The organism is Xanthomonas campestris pv. phormiicola (assembly GCA_025666215.1).
Classification (GTDB): Bacteria; Pseudomonadota; Gammaproteobacteria; order Xanthomonadales; family Xanthomonadaceae; genus Xanthomonas_A; species Xanthomonas_A campestris_A.
The window spans coordinates 3476407-3498390 of sequence record CP102593.1 but is presented as its reverse complement, the minus strand read 5'-3'; the positions used below and the strand labels follow the sequence as shown (position 1 = coordinate 3498390).

At 66.5% G+C, this 21984-nt stretch carries 13 protein-coding genes; 6 read left to right on the top strand and 7 right to left on the bottom strand.

Annotation, left to right across the window (positions count from 1 at the left end; translation table 11 throughout):
* Positions 1–7 precede the first annotated feature (7 nt).
* The 4 genes from gorA (at position 8) to NRY95_14450 (ending at position 3615) form a co-directional block, all read left to right on the top strand.
* Positions 8–1366 carry a glutathione-disulfide reductase gene (gene gorA / locus NRY95_14465; GenBank protein UYC14927.1) on the top strand — a complete coding sequence of 453 codons (1359 nt, stop codon included), beginning with the start codon at positions 8–10 and terminating at the stop codon, positions 1364–1366.
* Positions 1367–1620: 254 nt separating this feature from the next.
* Positions 1621–2556 carry a DMT family transporter gene (locus NRY95_14460; protein UYC14926.1) on the top strand — a complete coding sequence of 312 codons (936 nt, stop codon included), beginning with the start codon at positions 1621–1623 and terminating at the stop codon, positions 2554–2556.
* On the top strand, positions 2553–2918 hold the full coding sequence (locus tag NRY95_14455; protein UYC14925.1) for an MGMT family protein: 366 nt from the start codon (positions 2553–2555) through the stop codon (positions 2916–2918). The genes NRY95_14460 and NRY95_14455 overlap by 4 nt, the downstream gene beginning before the upstream one ends.
* A gap of 40 nt (positions 2919–2958) precedes the next feature.
* A complete protein-coding gene (locus NRY95_14450; GenBank protein ID UYC14924.1) occupies positions 2959–3615 on the top strand; it encodes a rhomboid family intramembrane serine protease in 657 nt (218 codons plus the stop codon).
* A 61-nt stretch (positions 3616–3676) separates the two neighbouring features.
* Here the strand turns inward: NRY95_14450 and NRY95_14445 are convergent, their stop codons facing one another.
* The 5 genes from NRY95_14445 to NRY95_14425 form a co-directional block, all read right to left on the bottom strand.
* Complete coding sequence (locus NRY95_14445; GenBank protein UYC14923.1) at positions 3677–4246, bottom strand: relaxation protein; 570 nt, start codon at positions 4244–4246, stop codon at positions 3677–3679.
* Positions 4247–4275: 29 nt separating this feature from the next.
* Positions 4276–5586 carry a lipase gene (locus NRY95_14440; GenBank protein UYC14922.1) on the bottom strand — a complete coding sequence of 437 codons (1311 nt, stop codon included), beginning with the start codon at positions 5584–5586 and terminating at the stop codon, positions 4276–4278.
* Complete coding sequence (locus tag NRY95_14435) at positions 5583–6218, bottom strand: hypothetical protein (GenBank protein UYC14921.1); 636 nt, start codon at positions 6216–6218, stop codon at positions 5583–5585. The genes NRY95_14440 and NRY95_14435 overlap by 4 nt, the downstream gene beginning before the upstream one ends.
* 528 nt (positions 6219–6746) lie before the next feature.
* The gene (locus NRY95_14430; GenBank protein UYC14920.1) at positions 6747–8756 is read right to left on the bottom strand and encodes a M13 family metallopeptidase; all 2010 of its coding nucleotides are present in this window, start codon (positions 8754–8756) and stop codon (positions 6747–6749) included.
* A gap of 282 nt (positions 8757–9038) precedes the next feature.
* Complete coding sequence (locus NRY95_14425; protein UYC14919.1) at positions 9039–11141, bottom strand: peptidase; 2103 nt, start codon at positions 11139–11141, stop codon at positions 9039–9041.
* A 174-nt stretch (positions 11142–11315) separates the two neighbouring features.
* On the opposite strand from NRY95_14425, the gene NRY95_14420 reads away from it, so the two are divergent.
* Positions 11316–12908, top strand: coding sequence for an NAD(P)/FAD-dependent oxidoreductase (locus NRY95_14420; GenBank protein UYC14918.1), 1593 nt, complete (start codon positions 11316–11318; stop codon positions 12906–12908).
* Positions 12909–13026: 118 nt separating this feature from the next.
* On the opposite strand, the gene NRY95_14415 is transcribed toward NRY95_14420, so the two are convergent.
* Complete coding sequence (locus NRY95_14415) at positions 13027–16053, bottom strand: TonB-dependent receptor (GenBank protein UYC14917.1); 3027 nt, start codon at positions 16051–16053, stop codon at positions 13027–13029.
* 821 nt (positions 16054–16874) lie between these two features.
* Here NRY95_14415 and NRY95_14410 point away from each other — a divergent pair.
* Positions 16875–18449 (top strand): sulfotransferase, encoded by a 1575-nt coding sequence (locus NRY95_14410; protein UYC14916.1) that lies wholly within the window; start codon positions 16875–16877, stop codon positions 18447–18449.
* A gap of 166 nt (positions 18450–18615) precedes the next feature.
* On the opposite strand, the gene NRY95_14405 is transcribed toward NRY95_14410, so the two are convergent.
* Positions 18616–21363, bottom strand: a complete 2748-nt coding sequence (locus tag NRY95_14405) for a TonB-dependent receptor (GenBank protein ID UYC18595.1) — start codon at positions 21361–21363, stop codon at positions 18616–18618.
* Between the last annotated feature and the right edge of the window lie 621 nt (positions 21364–21984).

Sequence of the window (21984 nt, the reverse complement as noted above, 5' to 3'; positions counted from 1 at the left end):
GTTTCCAGTGAACGATGCCGTCTACGACTACGACCTGCTGGTGCTCGGCGGCGGTTCCGGCGGCCTGGCCACCGCGTTCCGCGCCGCCGGCCTCGGCGCGCGCGTGGCGATCCTGGAGCCGAACGCGCTCGGCGGCACCTGCGTCAATATCGGCTGCGTGCCGAAGAAGGCGATGTGGCTGGCTGCCGACCTGGTCGGGCGCATCGATCTGGCGCGCGCCATCGGCTTCTCCATTCCCGGTTCGACCTTGTCGTGGCCGGAACTGGTGGCGCATCGCCAGGGCTATATCGGCAACATCCACGGCAGTTACCGGCGGCGCCTGGATGCCGACGGCGTGGTGCTGATTCCGCAGCGCGGCCGGTTGCTGGATGCGCATACGGTGGAATGCGGCGACGGCGTGCGGGTCAGCGCCGGCCACGTGGTGATCGCCACCGGCGCGCATGCGCTGCGGCCGCCGATCGAGGGCGCCGAACTGGGCCTGGTGTCGGACGATTTCTTCAACCTGTGCGAGGCGCCGGCGCGGGTGGCGATCGTCGGCGGCGGCTACATCGCGGTGGAGCTGGCCGGCCTGCTGCAGGCGCTGGGCAGTCGCGTCGACCTGTTCGTGCAGGGCCAGCGCCTGCTGGAGCGTTTCGATGCGGAACTGGCGCGCCAGCTCGGCGAGAACCTGCACCACCAGGGCGTGCGCCTGCATTTCGGCTATCGCGCCACCGCCTTGCGCCGCGGCGAGCAGGGCCTGCGGTTGCACGACGGCGACGGGCAGCCGAGCGAGCCCGTGGACCAGGTGTTCTTCGCCATCGGGCGGCGCCCGAACAGCCAGGGCATCGGCCTGGAAGCGCTGGGCGTGCGCATCGGCGACAAGTGCGAGATCGTGGTCGACGACTACCAGAACACCGACGTGCCGGGGCTGTACGCGATCGGCGACGTGGCCGGCAAGGTCGGCCTGACCCCGGTGGCGATCGCGGCCGGACGCAAGCTGATGGATCGCCTGTTCGGCGACCAGCCGCAGGCGCGGCTGGACTACGACAACGTGCCCAGCGTGGTGTTCTCGCATCCGCCGCTGGGCCAGGTCGGGCTGGGCGAGGAGCAGGCGCGGGCACGCTACGGCGACGCGGTGACGGTGTATCGCAGCAATTTCCGGCCGATGCTGCATGCGCTGGCCGACGCGCCGCAGCGCAGCCTGTTCAAGCTGGTCTGCGTCGGCGAGGACGAACGGGTGGTCGGTTTCCATCTGCTCGGCGACGGCGCCGACGAGATCCTGCAGGGCTTCGCGGTGGCGCTGAAGCTGGGCGTGACCAAGCGCCAGCTGGAGGACACGGTGGCGATCCATCCGACCTCGGCCGAGGAAGTGGTGCTGATGCGCTGAGGCGCGTGCCGTCGCGGTGCTACTGCAGGTGGTGGCGCCGAAACCAGGGAGGGCGCGGGCAAGGCGACGTTCGAGCGGTGCGGTCATCCGCCTTAGTGCAGTGCATTGCGGCGCCGGCGTTATGCAGGCTGGTTGCGGGGTGGTTTGCGCCGATGCGCTCCGCTCTGTCGCATCGGTAGCGCTGCTGCCGCGCGCGGCGGCCGTAGAATGGGCGGCATGCAAGATGTTCGTTTCCGCTACGGCGCCGGTCCGCGATGAGCGCATCCGGGCGCTCGACCGCCGCTCCGCTGGCCACGGCGCATGCCGACCTGGGCGGCGTGCTGCTTGCCGCCGGTGGCGCGATCGCGTTTTCCGGCAAGGCGATCATCGTCAAGCTCGGCTATCGCTACGGCGTGGACGCGGTGACCCTGCTGGCGCTGCGCATGCTGGTGGCGCTGCCGTGTTTCGCGGCGATGGCGCTGTGGGCCGCGCGCCGCGCGCCGCCGCTGCAGCGTGGCGACCGTTGGCGCATCGGCATGCTCGGCGTGCTCGGCTACTACCTGGCCAGCTACCTGGATTTCCTAGGCCTGGCCTACATCACCGCCACGCTCGAGCGGCTGATCCTGTATCTGACTCCCACCCTGGTGCTGCTGATCGGCGTGCTCGCGTTCCGCCGGCGGCCGCAGCGCCGCCAGCTGTGGGCGCTGGCGCTGAGCTATCTCGGCGTGCTGCTCGCCTTCGGCCACGACCTGCAGGTCGGCGGCGCGCGTACCGCCTGGGGCAGCGCGCTGGTGTTCGGCAGCGCGCTGGCCTATGCGCTGTATCTGGTCGGCAGCGGGCAGATGGTGGCGCGGATCGGCGCGGTGCGGCTGACCGCCTACGCCAGCCTGGTCGCCTCCGTGCTGTGCATCGCCCAGTTCCTGCTGCTGCGGCCGCTGCAGGCCTTGCAGCTGCCTACGCCGGTGTACTGGCTGTCGCTGCTCAACGGCACGTTGTGCACGGCGGTGCCGGTGCTGGCGACGATGCTGGCGGTGCGGCGCATCGGCTCGGGCCTGGCGTCGCAGATCGGCATGCTCGGTCCGGTCTCGACCATCGTGCTCAGCGTGCTGGTGCTGCGCGAGGCGATGGGGCCGTGGCAGATCGCCGGCACGCTGCTGGTGCTGGGCGGGGTGCTGGCCGTGTCGCGCCCCGCGCGGACGTTGCCGGCATGAGCGGGCCGCCTCCTGCGTCGGCCGCCGAGGCCTCGGCGGCGGCCCAGGCGCGGCTCCTGGCGACGATCCGTGCGATCCCGCCCGGCCAGGTGCGCGGCTATGGCGAGGTGGCGATGCTGGCCGGGCTGCCCGGCCGCGCGCGGCTGGTCGCGCGCGTGCTCGGCGCCAACACCGATCCGGCGCTGCCCTGGCACCGGGTGCTGCGCAGCGACGGGCGCATCGCCTTTGCGGAAGGCTCGCGCGGCTTTCGCGAGCAATGCCAGCGGCTGCGCGCCGAAGGCGTGGCGGTGCAGGGCGGGCGGGTGAAGCGTGCCCCAACGCCGGCGCGCGATCTCGACGCGGCGTTATGGGGGCCGCAATAGCGAGCGGCTATGATGGTCGGCAGTTGCCACGGACACGACCATGTTTCCCAGACTCCCGCCTGTGACCCAAGCCCTGCTGATCGGCAATGTGGTGGTGTTCCTGCTGCAGCAACTGCTGGGCGACGACACCTTCGCGCCATTCATGCTGTGGCCGATCAGCGACTTCGACGCGTTCTCGCCGGGACAGAATTTCCAGATCTGGCAACTGCTGACCTATGGTTTCCTGCATGGCGGCTTCTCGCACCTGTTGTTCAACATGCTGGCGCTGTACATGTTCGGCGGGCCGCTGGAGCAGACCTGGGGCAACAAGCGCTTCCTGACCTATTACCTGGTGTGCGTGGCCGGCGCCGGCCTGTGCCAGCTGCTGGTGGGCTGGTGGATGGTGAGCAACGGCGGCGATCCGTATCCGACCCTGGGCGCTTCCGGCGGCATCTTCGGCCTGCTGCTGGCGTTCGGCATGCTGTTCCCGAACCAGCGGGTGATGCTGCTGTTCCCGCCGATTCCGATGAAGGCGCGCACCTTCGTGATCGTGTTCGGCGCGCTGGAGCTGATCATGGGCTTCACCGGCTGGCAGCCGGGCGTGGCGCATTTCGCGCATCTGGGCGGCATGCTGTTCGGCTGGCTGCTGATCCGCTACTGGCGCGGCCAGCCGCCGTTCGGCAAGCGCAAGCCGCCGCGGCCGCGGATCGTGCGCTGAGGGTTGGTGGGCGAGGGCGGTCGCGGCCTGCGTCGCCCTCGCCGGCGCGCGAGCCGCGCGGTCAGCGCGGGCGGATCAGCCGATACTGCCGGCGATCGCCGTAGGCCGCGCCATTGGGGTCGACGTTGGCGCACAGGCGGCCCGCGCACAGGGTCACGTCGGCCGCGTTGTAGGCACGCAGCAATTCCGCACGCAGCTGGTTGTCCTGGATGTCGTGCCGGTACTGCACCAGCAACCAACCGCCGCCGGCGAGCAACAGCAGCAAGCTGCCCAGGGTGACGGTGGCGCTCTTCCACAGCAGGCTGCGCTGCACGCGCTCGATGCGATTGAGCTGCGCGGCCAACGCGTGGGCGCCTTCGGCGATCGAGCTGCCGGCCTGCTGCAGCCGCTTCTCGAAGCCGGCCACGGGCTGATCGATGCCGGTTTGCACCTGGCGGATCAGCGTGTCGGGAACGCGTTGCAACGTCTCTTGCGCCGAACGCGCGACGACACCCGGCAACGAGTGCGCGACGTGTTCGAGGTGTTGTGCGAGTTGCCGTTGCTGCTGCTCAAGCTCGGCGCAGCGGCGTTCGAACTGCTCCATCAGCGCGGCGGCCTTGCTCGCCAGCGCCACGGGATCGGGTTGGTTCATCGTGCTTCCTGCATCCGCTGTAGTGGCGATCAGAGACTGCGCGCGCCGATGCGCATCGTTTCCTGCTGCTGCATCTCGACGTGTTGCCGTTGCGCCTGCATCGCTTGCTGCGCGGCCTGCTGCTCCTGCTGGTTCACCATGTCGATGGCCTCGCTGCGCAGCGTGCGGCCCGGTGTTGCGTTGGACAATTCCTGGGTCATCTGCCGGAACAGGTCGCGGTCGCCATTCTGCGAGGCGGCCAACATGCGGTCGAGGAAGGCACCAGGGTCGTCTCGCAAGGAGGCATGCGCAGGATTCTTGGTTGCCTGCACTTCGTTGTCGCCGGGTACTCGCAACGGCACCTGCCAGCCTTGCGGCGCATGGCCGCGTTCGCGGCTCTCGTGCAGGTGCTGCATCTGCTCGGGCCAGCTGGGCGCGTCCATCGCGCGGCGGCCCGCCCCGGGCGACGCGGGGCCGCGCAGTACATCGATGCCATCGACCACCAGGCCCTGCCAACCGCGTGCGCCGATGGTCACCCCGGTCCGCATCGTCTCCACGTCGCTTCGGTATTTGTCGATCATCGGCGCGTACTGCTGCGCACGCTGTCGCGCGGCCGGATCCTCCAGGACCGAGCGGTCAGGCTTGCCGTTGCCGTCCACGGGAAGGAAGTTGTGCATCCGGTGCGAATCCATCACCAGGCCTTTGGCCGCGCCCAGCGGGTTGCGTGCGTCCAGCCCGCTACTGCGATTGTCGTACCCGGCCTGCTCCAGCGTGGCGATTTCCTGCGGCGTCGCATAGACCCGCATATGGCCGTAGTGCCGGCTGGCGGCGCTGACCGGATCGCCGGCCATCACATGGTTGACGACGTCGTTGCCGCCTTCGGGAATGCGCCGGTCCAGGCTGACCGCGCCGTAGGCATTAAAGGTCTCGCCTTTGAGGCCGAAATGGTGCGCGGTGACCTGGGCCAGATCGCCACCGAGGGAGTGGCCGGCGACGGTGACTTGGGGTTTGTGACCGTAGCGTTTAGCTTCGCGTTCTGCCATATCGATAGCATGCCGAGTCAGCTCTATGGCGTCTGCCGCCTGTGCGTTATGGCGGGTAGCAACCATGCCGCCGTCGGCGTAGATGCCGTCGTGCATCGGCTGGCGATCGAATTCGGTGCCGCGGTGGACGGCGATAATTTCTCCATTATCTATTCTTTGATAGATGATGCCCTGATAGCCAGAGGGGCGGTCCATATATTCGATGCGTCTATAATCGAGGCCGCCAATGCCGACGACTTTACTATCCCATCCAGTTTCTTGTGGCTCTTTATAACCATCATCTACAAGGGCTGCATATTGCTGACTGGTTAGGCTCATTGCATCACCTTTTGGACGGCTAACGTAATCTTAAAGACATTGTGGCGCGCATTGTCATTGAAATCTTCAATATTTGTCTTGCCGCCATCTGGGAAGTTGGCCATGTCGTCCTTTGGGTAGCCTCCTTTCCAGAAGTAGGTTATCTTGGGCGTTGGGCTATATATTTCTTTTTTGAATAACGCTGGTTGAAAACGAGTCTCCTTGATGCTTCCAGTGGCTTTCAGTGTAATGCCAACCCCATCAAGCTCAAAAGCGCAAACACCCTTTTCGTAATAGTCCGCATCCACCATGCCATCGGCATAAATTGTCGCTACATAGGTGGTTTCATCGACTTTTTGGAAGTGAATCGGGATCGCACCTTCGCTTGACTTGCTCCACACGCCAGCGATCGGCTCGACCGGGGTGCATTCGCGGTGATTGGTCATTTCATAGAATGCCGTGCCCGAGACGTACCCAAACGGTCCCGGCGCGTCCTCGATGGTCATCGTGATCCGGTACGCCTGCGTGGGGTGCGGGTTCTTGCGGTAGATCGGGTCGCCGTCGGCATCGACGTCCTGGCCATTCTTGGAATGCATATGGTTCCCGGTGCCGCCGCAGGCGCACAGTGAGAGGGCGAGCAGGATCAGAAACAAGGCGGTCCGAAGCGCTTGCATGACACTCCCTGGTCTGGATGCTGTCCAAAGGCGAGAACTTCAGTGCATCGTGTGCGAGTTGGAGCGGCTCAGCTTGTGTGCCGTCCGCAACTGAGCGCTTAAGTTCAGGTATTCCAAACCTACTCCTCCTTTGCCACACGGGCAAGTCCAGGCCCGGTCACTGCGCGATTCGTCTACCAGATGCCGCGCGAGGAACGAAGCTTGGCCTCGGTTGGGTCTCATCGCCAAGTCTCAAACAGTACGCGGCTGGCCGCACTGGCCGGATCGTCTCCCATCATGTGGTTAATGACGTCGTTGCCGCCTTCGGGAATGCGCCGGTCGCCGCCTGGCTGCGGGCGAGGCGATTGCGCCGGGCAGTGTGCAAGGCGCTTCAATCACTTGGATGCTGCCGATACCGAGTACCGAGTACCGAGTACCGAGTACCGCGTACCGCGGTGCGCGGGCGCCACACGCGACGACGGCGCGGTTGCCCGCGCCGTCGTGCATGCACTGCCTAGCGAATTGCGGTTACGGCCAGACGCGGATCTGCTCGGCGTCGCTGCGCACCATCGGCTGGCCGGCCTTGCAGGTGAAGGCGGCGGCGAAGGACGGCAGGTTGGCCAGCGGGCCGTTGGCGCGCCAGCGGCCGGGCGCGTGCACGTCGGCGGTGACGCGCTGCACCGCTTCGTTCGGCGACAGCTGCTGCGCCCACAGGCCGGCCCAGGCCTTGTAGAACGCCTGCTTGCCGGTGTCGCCGGCGGCCGGCTGGGCGGCGGCATACGCCTGCCAGGCCAGCTCGACGCTGCCGATGTCGGTCAGGTCCTGTTCCTGGGTCAGCTGGCCGTTGACCTTGGCGCCCTTCACGCCGGGGAAGTCGTAGGCGCCGTACTGCGCGGCGGCGCGCGCGCTCAGTGCGGTCCACGCGCTCTTGTCTTCCGGGGTCCACCAGCTGCGCAGTTCGCCCTTGGCGTCGACCTGGCTGCCCTTGCTGTCGATTGCGCCGATCAGTTCGTGCGCGACCAGCGCGCCGTAGCCGCCGTACAGCGCGGCGGCATCGCCGCCGGCGACGAACACCGGCGGCTGCAGCACCGCGGCGGTGACGATCAGGCGGTTCTGGGCCAGGTCGTAGGTCAGCGCCGGCTGCTGCGGCAGCACGTCCCAGCGGCGGTCGGCGTTGCCCTTGCCGATGCGCTTCATTTCCTCGCGGTGGCGCCAGGTGGAGGCGATCAGCATGTTGCCGCCGAAGCTGCCGCGGCCCATCGGCTGCACGCTGTAGTCCAGGTCGCGGCGCGGCGCGCCGACCTCGATCTTCAGCGCGGCCAGCTTGGCCTGCGCTTCGGCGCGCGCCGATTCGCTCAGCCAGGTGTTGCGCTTGATCGCGGCGATCTCGGTATCGCGCACCTGGTCGGCGATGCTCTCGGCCTGGCGGCGGGTGTCGGCGTTGAGATAGCGGCCGACGTACTCGCGGCCCAGCATCGGGCCGGCGGCGACGTTGATCGCGTCCAGCACCTGCGCCCAGCGCTGCGGCGGCAGGGTCTGGCCTTCCAACACGCGGCCGCGGAACTCGAAGCTGGCGTCGCGGAAGCTCTTGGACAGGTAGGGCGCCATCGCGTCGCCGACGCGCCAGCGCAGGTAGGCCTTCCACTGCTCGGGCTTGATGCTGACGATCATGCCGTCGAGCTGCTTGAACATGTCCGGATCGGCCATCGACACCAGGTCGTCGTTGACACCCTGCGCCTTCAGGAACGCGTCCAGCTGCAGGTTGCGGTACTGCTTGTTCAACTCCTTGGTGGAGATCGGCGCGTAGTTGTTGAACGGGTTGTTGATGCCGGCCAGCGACTTGGCGCTGCGCGCCAGCGCGGTCTCGATCTGCAGCACCGACTGGGTGTCGGCCTCGAGCTTGGCCGCCGGGGTGCCGGTCAGGGTCAGGATCTGCTTGACGTAGGCGCGGTAGCGGCCCATCAGCGCCACGGTGTCGGCGTCGGTGCGGGTGTAGAAGGCCGGGTCGGGCAGGCCCATGCCGCCCTGCATGAAGTAGCCGATGTGGCGGTCCAGCGCCTTCAGATCGACGTCGGCGCCGAAGTTGAACGCCACCGGGATGCCGATCTGGTGCAGCGCGGCGATCGAGGCCGGCACCTCCTTGGCCTTCTTGATCGCGTCGATGCGGCTCAGCAGCGGCGCGATCGGGGTGGAACCGTCCTTCTCCACCGCCGCTTCGTCCAGGCCGCTGGCCCAGAAATCGCCCAGCGCCTTCTGCACCGAATTCTGCGGCGACTGCATCGACGCGTCGAGCAGGTCGCGCTGCTGTTGCTGCGCGCGCGCCGACAGCTGGCCCAGGGCGGTGACCGCGCCGGTCTGCGGCAGCGGGTTGCTCTTCAGCCAATCGGCGTTGGCGTAGTCGTAGAAATCGGTGCAGGCGGCGCTGACGACGGGCGCCTTGGCGGCGGCGCGCTTCTTCTTGGGCGCGGCATCGGCGGTGGACGCCAGGGCGATCAGGCCGAGGGCGACAGCGAGGGCAAGCGGACGGGCATTGAGCATCGGGAGCGAATCCGGTCAGGATTAAAGTCGGCGGAGTTTAACAAGCTGCGGCCCGCAGCTGTGTCCATGCTGCGGCGCGGCTTTGCCTAACCGGTTCAGATGGATGCGCGCATGGGTGCGTGGCGGTCGTGCGGGTGTCGCCGGCGCGCTGTCGCACACGGATCCAGGCGTGCGGTGCCTGCCGCTTCCGCGCCAGCGCGGGCTTCCGCGGCGTGGCGCGCCGCGCGCAAAGAAAAGGCCCGGACATGCCGGGCCTTTTCGGGTTGCAGCGGATCGCCAGACTTACCAGATCACGACCTGCTTGTCGCCGGCGCGCACCATCGGCGATCCGGGCTTGCACTGGAACGCGGCGGCGAAGGCCGGCAGGTTCGACGGCGCGCCCATCGCGCGGAACTGCGCCGGGGCGTGCGGGTCGGTGGTCAGGCGCACCGCCGCGTTCTGCGGGGTGTACTTGGTGCGCCACACGGTGGCCCAGTTGAGGAAGAAGTTCTGGTCGCGGGTCATGCCGCCGACCTTCGGATCGTCCTTGCCCTCGGTGGCCTTCTTCATCGCGTCGTAGGCGGTGGACAGGCCGCCCAGGTCGGCGATGTTCTCGCCCAGGGTCAGCTTGCCGTTGACCGGCTTGCCGTCCACCTTGTACTCGTCGAACTGCTTGACCAGCTTGCCGGTGAGCGCGGCGAAGTTCTTGGCGTCGGCCGGCGTCCACCAGTTCTCGAAGTTGCCGGTCGGCCCGAAGCGCGCGCCCTGGTCGTCGTAGCCATGGGTCATCTCATGGCCGATCACCGCGCCGATGCCGCCGTAGTTGAACGCGTCGTCGGCGTTGGGATCGAAGAACGGCGGCTGCAGGATCGCGGCCGGGAACACGATCTCGTTCTGCAGCGGGTTGTAGTAGGCGTTGACCGTCTGCGGGGTCATGCCCCATTCGGTCTTGTCCACCGGCTTGCCGATCTTGCTCAGGTTGTACTTGTAGTTGAACGCGGTGGCGGCGCGCACGTTGTCCAGGTAGCTGTCGCGCTGGGTGCTCAGGCCGCTGTAGTCGCGCCACTTGTCCGGGTAGCCGATCTTCGGGGTGAAGGTCTCCCACTTGGCGATCGCCTTGGCCTTGGTCTCCGGGCTCATCCAGGTGACGTTCTCGATGCGCGCCTTCAGCGCCTGGCGCAGGTTGTCCACCAGCTGCTGCATCTTGCTCTTGGCGTCGGGCGAGAAGGCCACCTTGACGTACATCTGGCCCATCGCCTCGCCGGCGCCGTCCTCGATGCTGCCGAGCACGCGCTTCCAGCGCGGCTTCATCTCGGCCTGGCCGTTGAGCTCCTTGCCGTAGAACGCGAAGCTCTCCTGCGCGAACGCATCGCTCAGGTACGGCGAGGCGCTGTCCACGGTATGGAAGCGCAGGTAGGCGCGCCACACCGACGGATCGGTATCGCCCAGCGCCTTGCTCACTTCCTGGTGGAACGCGGGGATCGCCAGCGAGAACTTCTCCGGCACCGCCACGCCCTGCGATTCGAAGAACTTGGTCCAGGGGAAGTTCGGGGCCAGCTTGTCGGCCTCGGCGGGGGTGATCGGGTTGTAGGCCAGCTCGGCGTCGCGCGACATCTGTTCGCTGGACTTGGAGACCTTGGCCAGGCGCGTTTCCAGCGCCACCACGTCCTTGGCCTGCTTGGCCGCATCGGCGGCCGGCACGCCGGACAGCTCCAGCACCTTGGCCACGTGCGCCTGGTAGGCGTTGAGCTTGTCCTTCTTGTCGGCATCGAAATAGTAGCCGCGGTCGGGCAGGCCCAGGCCGCCCTGCATCGCGTAGGCCATGTTCATCGAGGAGTTCTTGAAGTCGGCCTCGGCGCCGAAGCCGAACAGGCCGTTCTCGCCCTTGGCCGCGCTCTGGCGCAGGTACTCGGCCACCGCCGGGCCGTCCTTGAGGCCGTCGATCGCGGCCAGGTCGGCCTTCAGCGGCGCGATGCCCTGCGCGTTGACCTTGGCTTCGTCCATGCCCGAGGACCAGAAGTCGCCGACGATCTTGTCCACGCCCTGCGCGTTGGCCGCAGCGGCGGCCTGCTCGGCCAACTGGTGCTGCACGGCGACCGAGCGCTCGTCCAGGATCGAGAACGCGCCCCAGCTGCTGCGGTCCTTGGGAATTTCGTTGGCGGCCAGCCACTTGCCGTTGACGTAGCCGGCGAAATCGCCGCAGGCGTCCTTGGCCGGGTCCAGGTCGTTGGCGCTGAACGCGTTGTAGGGCGGCAGCTTGCTGGTGTCGAGCTTCAGCTCGGCCGGCGCCGCGGCGGGCGCCGGTGCGGCGGCCTCGGTCTTGGCGGTGTCGGCGGCGGGCGCTGCCGCGTCGGGCTTGTTGCAGCCGCTCAGCGCGGCGCTCACGGCCAGGGTCAACAGCAGCATGCGGGGATTGCGAAAGGTCACAAGGAAGCTCCAAGCCAGCGGGGATACGGAATGGCCCGGATGGGCCGTGGCGAGACTGTACGCCGCTGCCCGGCGTTTCAGGGGTGTCGAAGGTCATGGGCCGGGCGCCGCGGCCGGCCAGCGCGGGGCCGGCGGCCCGGTATGATCGCCACGATGAAGCGCGAACCGTCCTGCGATGCCCTGATCGTCGGCGCCGGCCACAACGGCCTGGTCTGCGCCGCCTACCTGGCGCGCGCCGGCTGGAAGGTCACCGTGCTGGAGCGGCGCGGCGTGGTCGGCGGCGCCGCGGTCACCGAGGAATTCCATCCGGGCTTCCGCAATTCGGTGGCCTCTTATACGGTCTCGCTGCTGCAGCCGAAGGTGATCGCCGACCTGGACCTGGCCGCGCACGGCCTGCGCATCGTGCCGCGCCGTTGCAACAACTTCGTGCCGCTGCCCGACGACCGCTACCTGCTGGCCGGCGCCAGCATCACCCAGGCGCAGGTGGCGAAGTTCTCGCTGCGCGACGCCGAGCGCCTGCCGGCCTACGAGGCGCGGCTGGAGCGCATCGCCGACGTGCTGCGCGCGCTGGCGCTGCAGCCGCCGCCGAACGTCACCGACGGCGGCTGGGTGCAGGCGCTGCCGGAACTGCTGCGCGCCGGCCGCCTCGGCCGCCGCCTGCATGCGCTCGACCCCGGCCTGCGCCAGGAACTGCTGGACCTGTTCACCATCTCCGCCGCCGAGTACCTGCAGCGCTGGTTCGAGAGCGACCCGGTCAAGGCGCTGTTCGGCTTCGACGGCATCGTCGGCAACTACGCCAGCCCCTACACGCCGGGCTCGGCCTACGTGCTGCTGCACCACGTGTTCGGCGAGAGCAACGGGGTCAAGGGCGCCTGGGGCCATGCGCTCGGCGGCATGGGCGCGATCACCCAGGCGATGGCCAAGGCGGCACTCACCGCCGGCGCGCAGATCCGCACCGACGCCGGCGTGCGCGAGATCCTGGTCGAGGACGGGCGCGCGGTCGGCGTGATCACCGAACACGGCGAACGCCTGCATGCGCGCCGCGTCGTCGCCAACGTCAATCCCAAGCTGCTGTACGAGCGCCTGCTCGACCCGGCGCACGTCCCGGCCGCCACCCGCGAGCGCATGGCCAACTGGCACTGCGGCTCGGGCACGTTCCGGATGAACGTGGCGCTGTCGCGCTTGCCGCAGTTCCGCGCGCTGCCGGGGCAGGGCGACCACCTCACCGCCGGCATCATCCTGGCGCCGAGCCTGGACTACATGGATCGCGCCTACCGCGATGCGCGCGCGCATGGCTGGTCGCGCGAGCCCATCGTCGAGTTGCTGATCCCGAGCACCCTGGACGATTCGCTGGCGCCGCCGGGGCAGCACGTGGCCAGCCTGTTCTGCCAGCACGTGGCGCCGCAGCTGCCGGACGGGCGCAGCTGGGACGCGTACCGCGACGAGGTCGCCGAGCTGATGATCGCCACCGTCGAACGCTACGCGCCTGGCTTCGCCGCCTCGGTGCTGGGCCGGCAGGCGCTGACCCCGCTGGATCTGGAACGCAGCTTCGGCCTGATCGGCGGCGACATCTTCCATGGCGCGCTGAGCCTCAACCAGTTGTTCAGCGCCCGCCCGATGCTCGGCCAGGCCAACTACCGCGGCGCGATTCCCGGTCTGTACCTGTGCGGCGCCGGCACCCACCCGGGCGGCGGCGTGACCGGCGCGCCCGGGCACAATGCGGCGATGGCCCTGCTGGGCCGCTGAGGCATTGCCGGCGATGCATGCCGGCGCCACGCGCAAAAAAAGCCCCGGCGTAGCCGGGGCAGGAGAGAGGCGTTGCGTTGCGGCGGAACGCCCTGGCCGGACGTCCCGCCACGGGCGGTCAGAAGTCGTAGGACGCCGACAGGCGCACGGAGCGAGGCGTCGTGTAGTAGGTGCCGATGCCGTAGGTGTTGGAAACGGTATAGGGATCGGTTTCGTAGGTGGCATCGATCTGCACCGGCTTGCGCTCGTTGAACACGTTGAACGCCTGCAGGCTGAACGCCAGCTTGTGGTCGGCGAAGGCCGGCCGATACGTCACGCCCAAATCCACCAGTTTGGTCCAGGGCAGGCGACCCGCCTGGCCCGGACTGGACGGGCTGCCGCCGCAGTAGTGATACGCCGAGCCGTAGCTGATCGGATCCGATTCGTCGCTGCCGAAGTAGCCCAGGCAGGACTTCGGCATGCCCGAGGCGATCTTCAGCGTCGCAGAGACCATCCACTCGGGGGTGAACTGGTAGGCGCCGAAGGCCTTCAGCTGGTGCCGACGATCGTTGGCCAGATCGCCGCCCGCGTAGTACATCAGTGGCGCCGAATCCCAGTCCTGGGTCTTGGAAACGTCGGTCTGGCCGATGTCCGACTTCACCTGGCCTTCGGTGTTGCCGTAGCTGTGCGACCAGGTGTAGTCGACGCGGCCGTACCACTTCTGGTCGAACGGATGCTCCAGGAACAGGTCGACGGCGGCGTAGTTGCGCTTGGCCGAATCGGTGAAGCCCCAGTCCGAGCGCGACATCTTCAACGTGGTGTAGCCGGAACCGTCCACGTTGGCGAGCTTGTAGGTGTTGCTCTCGCCGGGGTTGAACAGCACGCAGCCGGGGATCGTGACCGAATCCGGATCGATGCCGAGCGCGGTGAGCTTGCTCGACATCTTGTCGCTATCGCAGACATCGTCGATCGCCGACTGCAGCTTGCGGTAGGTGACCTTGGCGCCGGAGTTCCACTTGTCGCCGATGGTCTTCTCGAAGCCGACGATGAGCTCGTCCTGGTACTGCGACTTCAGGTCGCTGGGCGTGAACGAATTCGGATCCGGAGCTTCGCCGTATTCGCCGTTGCTGGATACCGGGCCGGGGCCCAGCGCGGTCAGACCGGTCGGCTCGCCGTTCGCATCGATGCCGGTGTAGGTGAAATACTCGCGGGTATAGGTCGAGGCCGAGGCGCCGCGGATGGCGACGCTGTTGGGCAGCGCAAGATAGTAGCGGCCGAGGTTGGCGAACAGTTTGAACGAGGAATCGCCGAACACGTCCCAGCTCACGCCCATGCGCGGGGCCCACTGGTCGCCGCTGTCCACATAGGCCACGTGGCTGCTGTTGAAGTTGGTGAACTTGTCGTTGCGCACGCCCAGGGTCAGCAGCCAATTGTCGCTCACCTGCCAGCGATCTTCCAGGTAGTAGGCCTTCTGCTCCACCGCCATGCTGGTGGCGGTGGTGAAGATGTACTTCTGCACGTAATAGCCGTTGCCGCCGGCCGCGCCGACCCCGAGGTTGGGATCGATGGCCACGCTCGGGTTGGAGGCTTTGCTGTAGATCCAGCGATAGCCCGGACCGCTGGTATCGACGCCTTCGTTGTAGGCGTTGAAGTACATGTTGTCCACGCCGGCGGTCAGGTCGTGGTTGCCGATGCGGTATTCCAGCTCCACGCGCAGGCCGCGGGTCTTGTTCTGCGCGTTGGCGTTCTTGACCGTGGTCGAGGCCTGGTTGTTGGTGATCGCGGTGCCGCCGGTGATCGACGGATCCTGGTTGGTGACGCCGCTGATGTAGGGCAGGTCCGAGGACACCGGATTGGCCTGGTAGTCCCTTTCGAGGCTGCGGCCCCAGGTCGCGTTCAAGGTCAGGTTGTCGGTCAGGTAGCCGGTGTACTTGAAGATGTCGTAGGTGTCGGTGAGCTTGTAGGTGTCCGGATAGGTGCCGGTGCGGCCGCCTTCGCTGAGAGTGTCGTAGTCGTAAGACGTGTAGTAGCCGGCGCGGCGGTCGGTGTTCTGGATGCGGGTGTATTCCAGGATGTTGCTGTCGTTGATGTTCCAGTCGATCTTGCCGTAGAACTTCGGCGCGCTGTAGTTGTAGTGGTTGCGCGCCTGGATGCTGTCGGCGCTGTTGTTGGTGTCGATGCCATCGGTCTTATTGGATTCGCCGGCGACGAAGACGAACAGGCGATCCTCGATCAGCGGGCCGCCAGCGTAGGCGCTGTAGGTGGTGTTGGTGCTGGTGTCGCCCTTGCGTCGGCGATACAGGGTGCCGGCGAGGTCAGGGTTTTCGTAGGTGTAGTCGCTGGCCAGGCTGGCGCTGGGATACCAGATATCGCGCGGCGAACTGGCCAGCGAATCCGGCGCCCAGGTGGTCTGGATGCCGAAGTGCCACTCGTTGGTGCCGCGCTTGCCGACCTGATTGATCACGCCGCCGGTGGAACGCCCGTACTTGGAGCTGTAGCCGCCGGTGTAGGTTTCCTGCTGGTCGATGGCGCCGTACGGCAGGCTCAGCCCGCCGAGATTGTTCAGCGGATTGCTGACGTTGAATCCATTGATGTAATACGCATTCTCGGTCACGCCGGAACCGCCGAAGGACACCACCGAGCGGCTGCCGTTGGTGAACGCGCCGCTGCCGGAGACGGTGCCCGGTGCGAGCAGTGCGATCGCTTCGGCGCTGCGTCCCAGCGGCAGCGTGTCCAGCTGCTCGGAGGTGATCACCGAGCGCGACGCGGTGCTGCTGACGTCGATCTTCGGCACGCTCGCGGCGGTGACGGTCACGGCTCCCAGCGTGGTGGCGTCAGCCGCCGCGAACGAGACTTCCGTGCCCGATCCGACGCGTAGCAAGACGTCCTTGCGCGTGTCGATGGTTTCCTCGCCGCGACGCAGGATCACGGTGTAGTTGCCGATCGGCAGCGAGCCGAGGGTGTAGCGGCCATTGCCGTCCACCGGCACGGTACGGCTCAACCCCGTATCGCTTTGGATCGTGATGCTGGTTCCGCTGGCCGGCGCGGAACCGTAGATGCTGCCGGTGGTGCTTTGCGCATGAACGGCGCCGTGGGCCAGCGAGGCGCTGAGAATCATGGCCAGAGCGGTGCGCTTGAATGCCTTTCGATCGCGGTGGTTGCTCATTGCTTACCTTCGATGACGTGGGGTGGCGGGCCGCAGATGAGCGGCCTTAACCCAAACGTAATAACGGCGTGCTAGCGCGTGCAACGAGTTGTAGCGGGATCTGCCGTCATCCGCATCAAAAATGCGGCAATTTGTATAAATTGGGTGTGTCGGACGAGGCTCAAATCACAAAAATGCGCAAATCACCAGTGCCTATGGCGCTATGGATCAGGATCGGTACATTGTGTCTTTTTCTTGCCGTCTAGTGAAGAAATGCGATAAAAACCACGAAAATCAGTTGGGTCCCTGTGGTCTTGGTGGGACTCATGCTCCCTGAGGCAGTCGATGTGAGTCATTTGAAATGACGAATTCGGCATATATTTTTGCGTGGCTGTGCAGCCCGTAAGGGTGAGGCTGACGCGGGAGCAGGGTCGAATATCCGATCGTCGCCCCTGTGCTTCTCCTCCCATCCCGGGACGACGGCGTTGTCGCTCACGGGTATCGGCAACCCTGTATGTCGCAGCGTGGGCCTGGCGATCAGGTGACGGCTACGTGGCGCTGGCATGGTCGCGCTGCGTTGCCGTAGCGGTTGCATGGTCCAGGCACCCCGAAGCGCATCGCGCGCGATCAGGTGCTGACAGCGCAGGTCGCCGCGCAGGGCGCGGCCGGGCGACTGACTGGTCGCGCCGGCAGGCGCAGACATTCGTGTGGCCCGGTTGCGTGCGAATGCTGGGCGCATGCCAGCACCGGCCACGGTTTTGTGGGCCGGGCATAATGTCGGTTCGGTGCGCCGCGGCTATCTCGTGGCGTTGCCGGCCTCCCGGGGACGATCAGGCGCATCCATGACCGAACAGGTTCAGCTCTACAACCAGGCCGTCGCGGCGCTCAATCAGCGCGACTGGGGCCAGGCGCAGCGGCTCGCGCAGTACCTGTTGCGGTCGTTGCCGCAGCATCCGGGCGTGCATTTCGTGGCCGGCGTGGCGGCGTTGGAGCTGAAACAGATGCAGCCTGCCGCGGCGCACCTGTACCAGGCGACGGCGTTGAATCCACAGCGTGCGGACTACGCCGCGCAACTGGCCAAGGTGCTGGCGATGGGGCGCTTCATGCAGGAGGCGCACCGCTTCGCCGACCAGGCGATGGCGCTGCAGCCGACCGACGCGCATACGCTGGACACGCTGGGCGTGGTCTACACCCAGGTCAACGAGCACGTCGCGGCGCTGCAGGCGTTCACCCAGGCGGTGCAGCTCGCGCCGCAACACGCCAGCTTCCGCTACAACCTCGGTACCTCGCTGCTGTTCTCCGGGCGCCTGCAGGAAGCCGAGCAGGAATACCGGGCCTGCCTGGCCCTGGAGCCGCGCTACTGGAAGGTCTATCTGTCGCTGTCGCAGTTGCGCAAGTGGAGCGCCGACGAGAACAACCTGGCCTTGCTGGAGCAGGCGCTGGCGTCGGCCGGCGACGCGCCGGAAGCGGTGCTGTATCTCAACCTGGCACTGGCCAAGGAGCACGAGGATCTCGGCGACTACCATGCCGCGTTCCGTGGCTACGTGCAGGGCAAGGCGGTGCAGAAGCGTGCGCGCGGTTACACGTCCGAGCGCGATGCGGTGCTGTTCGATGCATTGCAGCAGGCCTTCCGCGCCGACGCTGCGCCTGCGCCAGGCTTCGACAGCGAAGAGCCGATCTTCGTGGTCGGCATGCCGCGCAGCGGCACCACCCTGGTGGACCGGATCCTGTCCAGCCATCCGCAGGTGCACTCGGCCGGCGAACTGCAGAATTTCTCGGTGGCGCTCAAGCGCCTGGTGCGCACGCCATCGCCGGCGATCCTGGACGTGGCCACGCTGACCCGGCTGCAGGGGCTGGACTGGCGCGAACTCGGCCGCGCCTACGTCGAGTCCACCCGTCCCGGCACCGCCGCCAAGCCGCGCTTCGTGGACAAGCTGCCGCACAATTTCCTGTACGTGGGGCACATCGCGCGCGCCTTGCCGAATGCGCGCATCGTGTGCCTGCGGCGCGATCCGATGGACAGCTGCCTGAGCAACTTCCGCCAACTGTTCGCGCTGTCCTCGCCGTATTACGACTATTCCTTCGACCTGATGGACGTCGGTCGCTATTACCTGATGTTCGAGCGTTTGATGGCGCATTGGCGCGCGCTGTTCCCGCAGCGTCTTCTGGAAATCGACTACGAAGACCTGGTGCTGGAGCAGGAGCCGACCACGCGCCGCCTGCTGGAGTTCTGCGGCTTGCCATGGGACGAGGCCTGCCTGCGCTTCGAACAGAACCAGGCGCCGGTGGCGACCGCCAGCGTGGTGCAGGTGCGCACGTCGATGACCCGCGCCTACATGGGGCGTTGGCAGCGTTACGGCGAGGATCTTGCCGAGCTGAAGCAATTGCTCGATACGCAGTCGCAACGGGCGCCTTAGTCGCTGAAGCGGCAAGGCGTCGAAGGCGAAGGTCGCGTCATCGCGTGTGCGCGGCCCTGTGGGGGGCAATGCTCGTTCGTCGAAGATGGCGTGCATTCCCGCAGCAGGCCGCCGCACAAAAAAAGCCCACCCTTGCGGGTGGGCCTTGGTGTCGCCTGACGCTTTGTTACTTGCCGAACGAGTAACGCATTTCCAGATAGTACGCGCGGCCATACGCGTCGAAGTTGTACTCGTTGTACGCCCACTGCGCGCTGCCGGGGTAGGACGCATCGAACGGAGGCATCTTGTTGAACACGTTGGTGACCATCAGCGACAGCTCCATACCCTCGAACGCGGTGTAGGTGACGCTGGCGTTGTGGGTGATGTGCGAAGGCAGCTTGCCGGCGCGCGGCGCGGCGTAGCCTGCCTGGCTGATCGTGGCCGCGTAGTTCGGAGTCTTGTCGAACCAGCTGGCGTACCAGGTGGTCGAGAAGTCGCCGATGTCCCAGGTCAGCGAGGCGTCGGCCTTGCGCTTCGGGTCCGTGCTCCAGTACGGATCGTTGAGCAGGTCGACCGGTTCGTCGCCGGCGTACTGCACGTACTTGTGGCGCAGGTTCTCGCTGTAGCTGGCAACGGTCTTCAGGTCGCCCCAACGGCCGAAGTCGTAGCCATAGCGGAACGAGGCCGTCACCGCTTCCAGCTTCTGATTGGAGACATTGATCTTCGGCGTATAGATCGCGGTGATCTGGCCGGCCGCGTTGCGGGTGACCTGGGCCATGGTGGTGGTGCACAGTGTCGAATTGATGTCGTCGATACCGGCGCGGCAACGATAGTCCTGCAGGCTCAGGCCGTTGGCGCTCTGCTGGTTGACCTCATCGCTGATATCCCAGTTGAGATAGTCGACGGTCAGTGCCATGCGGTCGATCGGCGACCACACGAAGCCGGCGCTCCACACATCGGCGTTGATCGGCTTCAGGCCGAGGTTGCCGGACTGGGTACCGAAGAACTGGCGGTTGGAGTAGGCCGCCGGGCAGTTGTCGGTGTTGCCCGGCAGGTAGCCGCGCTGCGCGCACTGGTAGTAGTCGATCACCGAGCTGTAGTAGCCGCTCTTGCCCTGGTACTGGTCGGATAGCGTCGGCGCGCGGAACGCGGTGCCGTACTTGCCGCGCAGCAGCAGCGACTGGAACGGACGGTATTCCAGCGAAATGCTGTAGGTCGGCTTGTCGACGGTGGTGCCGCTGGCCTTGAACGCATCGTAGCGGCCGGCCAGGGTGATGGTCAGCGGGTCGAATACCGGCATGCGCAGTTCCGAGGTCAGCGCGTAGCGGTCGCGGTCGCCGCCGCCAGCCACCGAGGTCAGGCCCCAGACTTCGCCGTTGACGATTTCCGGCGCCGGATCGTAGTCCCACTTCTGCTTGCCGTATTCGCCGACCACGGCCAGGCCCGCGTCGCCGCCGGGCAGGCCGAACAGCTTGGCATTGGTGAGCTGCAGGCGCAGCATGCCGTCGGAGGTCTTGCTCTTGTTGGTGGCATGGCCGGTGAAGCTGGCGAATTCCTCCGGCGTGATCGGCGAGTAGAACGCCGCATAGTTGGGGGTATAGACGGGGTAGGTGTCGTAGTAGGGATCCAGGCCCTGCTGCGGTCCCAGCACCTTGTTGATGAAGAACTGGTCGATCGCGCTCTTGAAGCGGACGAAGTTGCGCTCTTCCAGCTTGTATTGGGTGTAGGTGACACCGGCATCGTAGTCCCAGCTGGACTGGCCGAGCGCGCCCTGCGCACCGAAGGTGATGCGGACCGAATTGCTGGTATCGCGGCTCATCGTGTCGTTGAAGCCGTTCGGGCCGACTTCCTCAGGCGCGAACGAGCGCTGCAGGTTGACCAGGTCGTCCAGGTTCGGGTCGTAGTAGTAGCCGAAGTCGGCGCTCGTGCCCCACCACAGATAATTGCCGCCGGAGTTGTACTTGACCTGGTCCTTGCTGTAGAGCACGTCGCCGTACAGCTGCACGTTGTCGTTGAGGTCGAAGGTGCCGTGCACGTACGCCTGCAGCGACTTCTGGCCTGCATCCAGAGTGCGGTAGCCCGGGGTGTACTTGGAGCCGCAGTAGTATTCGTCGCCGAATCCCGGGCGCTGTTGCAGGGCCATGGTGCCGCCGAACAGGCCGGAGACGTTGCCGCAGTTGGCCGGGTCGAGGAACTTGTAGCTGGTGAAGGGGCTGTAGACCAGGAAGTCGCGGCTGACCAGCTGGCGCGAATAGCCCTGCGCATTGACTTGCTTGGTCAGGGCGCGGTCGTAGGCCCAGATCGGATCCTTTTCTTCGTACTGCACGCCGCCAACCACGCTGGTGCGGCCATCGGCGGAGGTCCAGCCATCGGCGAAGGTGGCGCGGAAGTTGCTGCCGCCGCCGTCGGAGTAGCCGCCGCCGCGGATGCTGAACACCGCGCCGTCCATCTTCTTCTTGAGGATGACGTTGATCACGCCGGCGATCGCGTCGGAGCCGTACAGCGAGGACTGGCCACCCGGCAGGATCTCGATGCGGTCGACCAGGTCGATCGGAATGCCGCTGATGTTGTTGAAGGTGTCGCTACCGTTGTACAGCGCCGGATAGTTGGACATCGGCCGGCCGTCGATCAGGTACTTCACGTAGCCCGGCGGCAGACCGAACAGGCTGACCGTCTTCGCGCCCTGGGTGAAGGAGCCGGAGCTCTGGCCGCCCTGCACGCCGCCGGTGGCGAAAGAACTCTTCTGCAGCACGTCGGCCACCGAGCTGAAGCCGCGGGCCTTGATGTCTTCGGCGGTGATGGTGGTGACCGGCGTGGCGGTCTCGATCTCGCTCTGCGGGATCAGCGAGCCGGTGACGGTGACCTTCTCCAGGTCGGTCGCCTTGGTCTCACTGCTGTCCTGCGCGAAGGCGCTGAACGCGGCCGGCACGACCATGGCGGTCACCAGCGCCGCGCTCAGGCGGCTGTGCTTGAAACTACGTGTCTGACGAGCAGTCATTTCTCTCTATCCCCGGAAAAAATAAAGAAAAGGCGGGTGGCCTCGTGCCACGACATATGCCTTGAATTGGGGTCACATCCATGCGAGCGACCCAAACGTAACACGAACTTAACGCGGTTTGTACGGGCTCGTCACGTTCTAGTGCTAGCCATTGCATCTGCGGCGATTGGGCGGCAAACGCCCGGAAAATATTCCGATGAGTGTCGGGTGCGGCGTCTGCAACGCTGCTTTGCACCAATTTGGGGTGTTGGCGAGACAGGTAGATGAATGGGTTGCGGGGCATTTCCGGCATGGTGCTGGAAGCCTGCAAAGCCGGATCTCCGCGCGAATGCATGTCGGCGCAAACCAGCCCAATCCGCGTCTGCCGCATGCACCAATGCGGTGAGATGTTTCGCCATAATGGGGAGTGGCAGTGGTGGCGATGCTCGTCGTTGTCACGGATCCGCCTTTGGTCGCCGCCACGAGACGATCGCAGCGCATGTGGCGGCAGCCGTTGCAGGAGCCGCCGCGCGCGGCGATCGGGTGCTCGAATGCGCAAGTGCGCGCGGCAATGCGCCG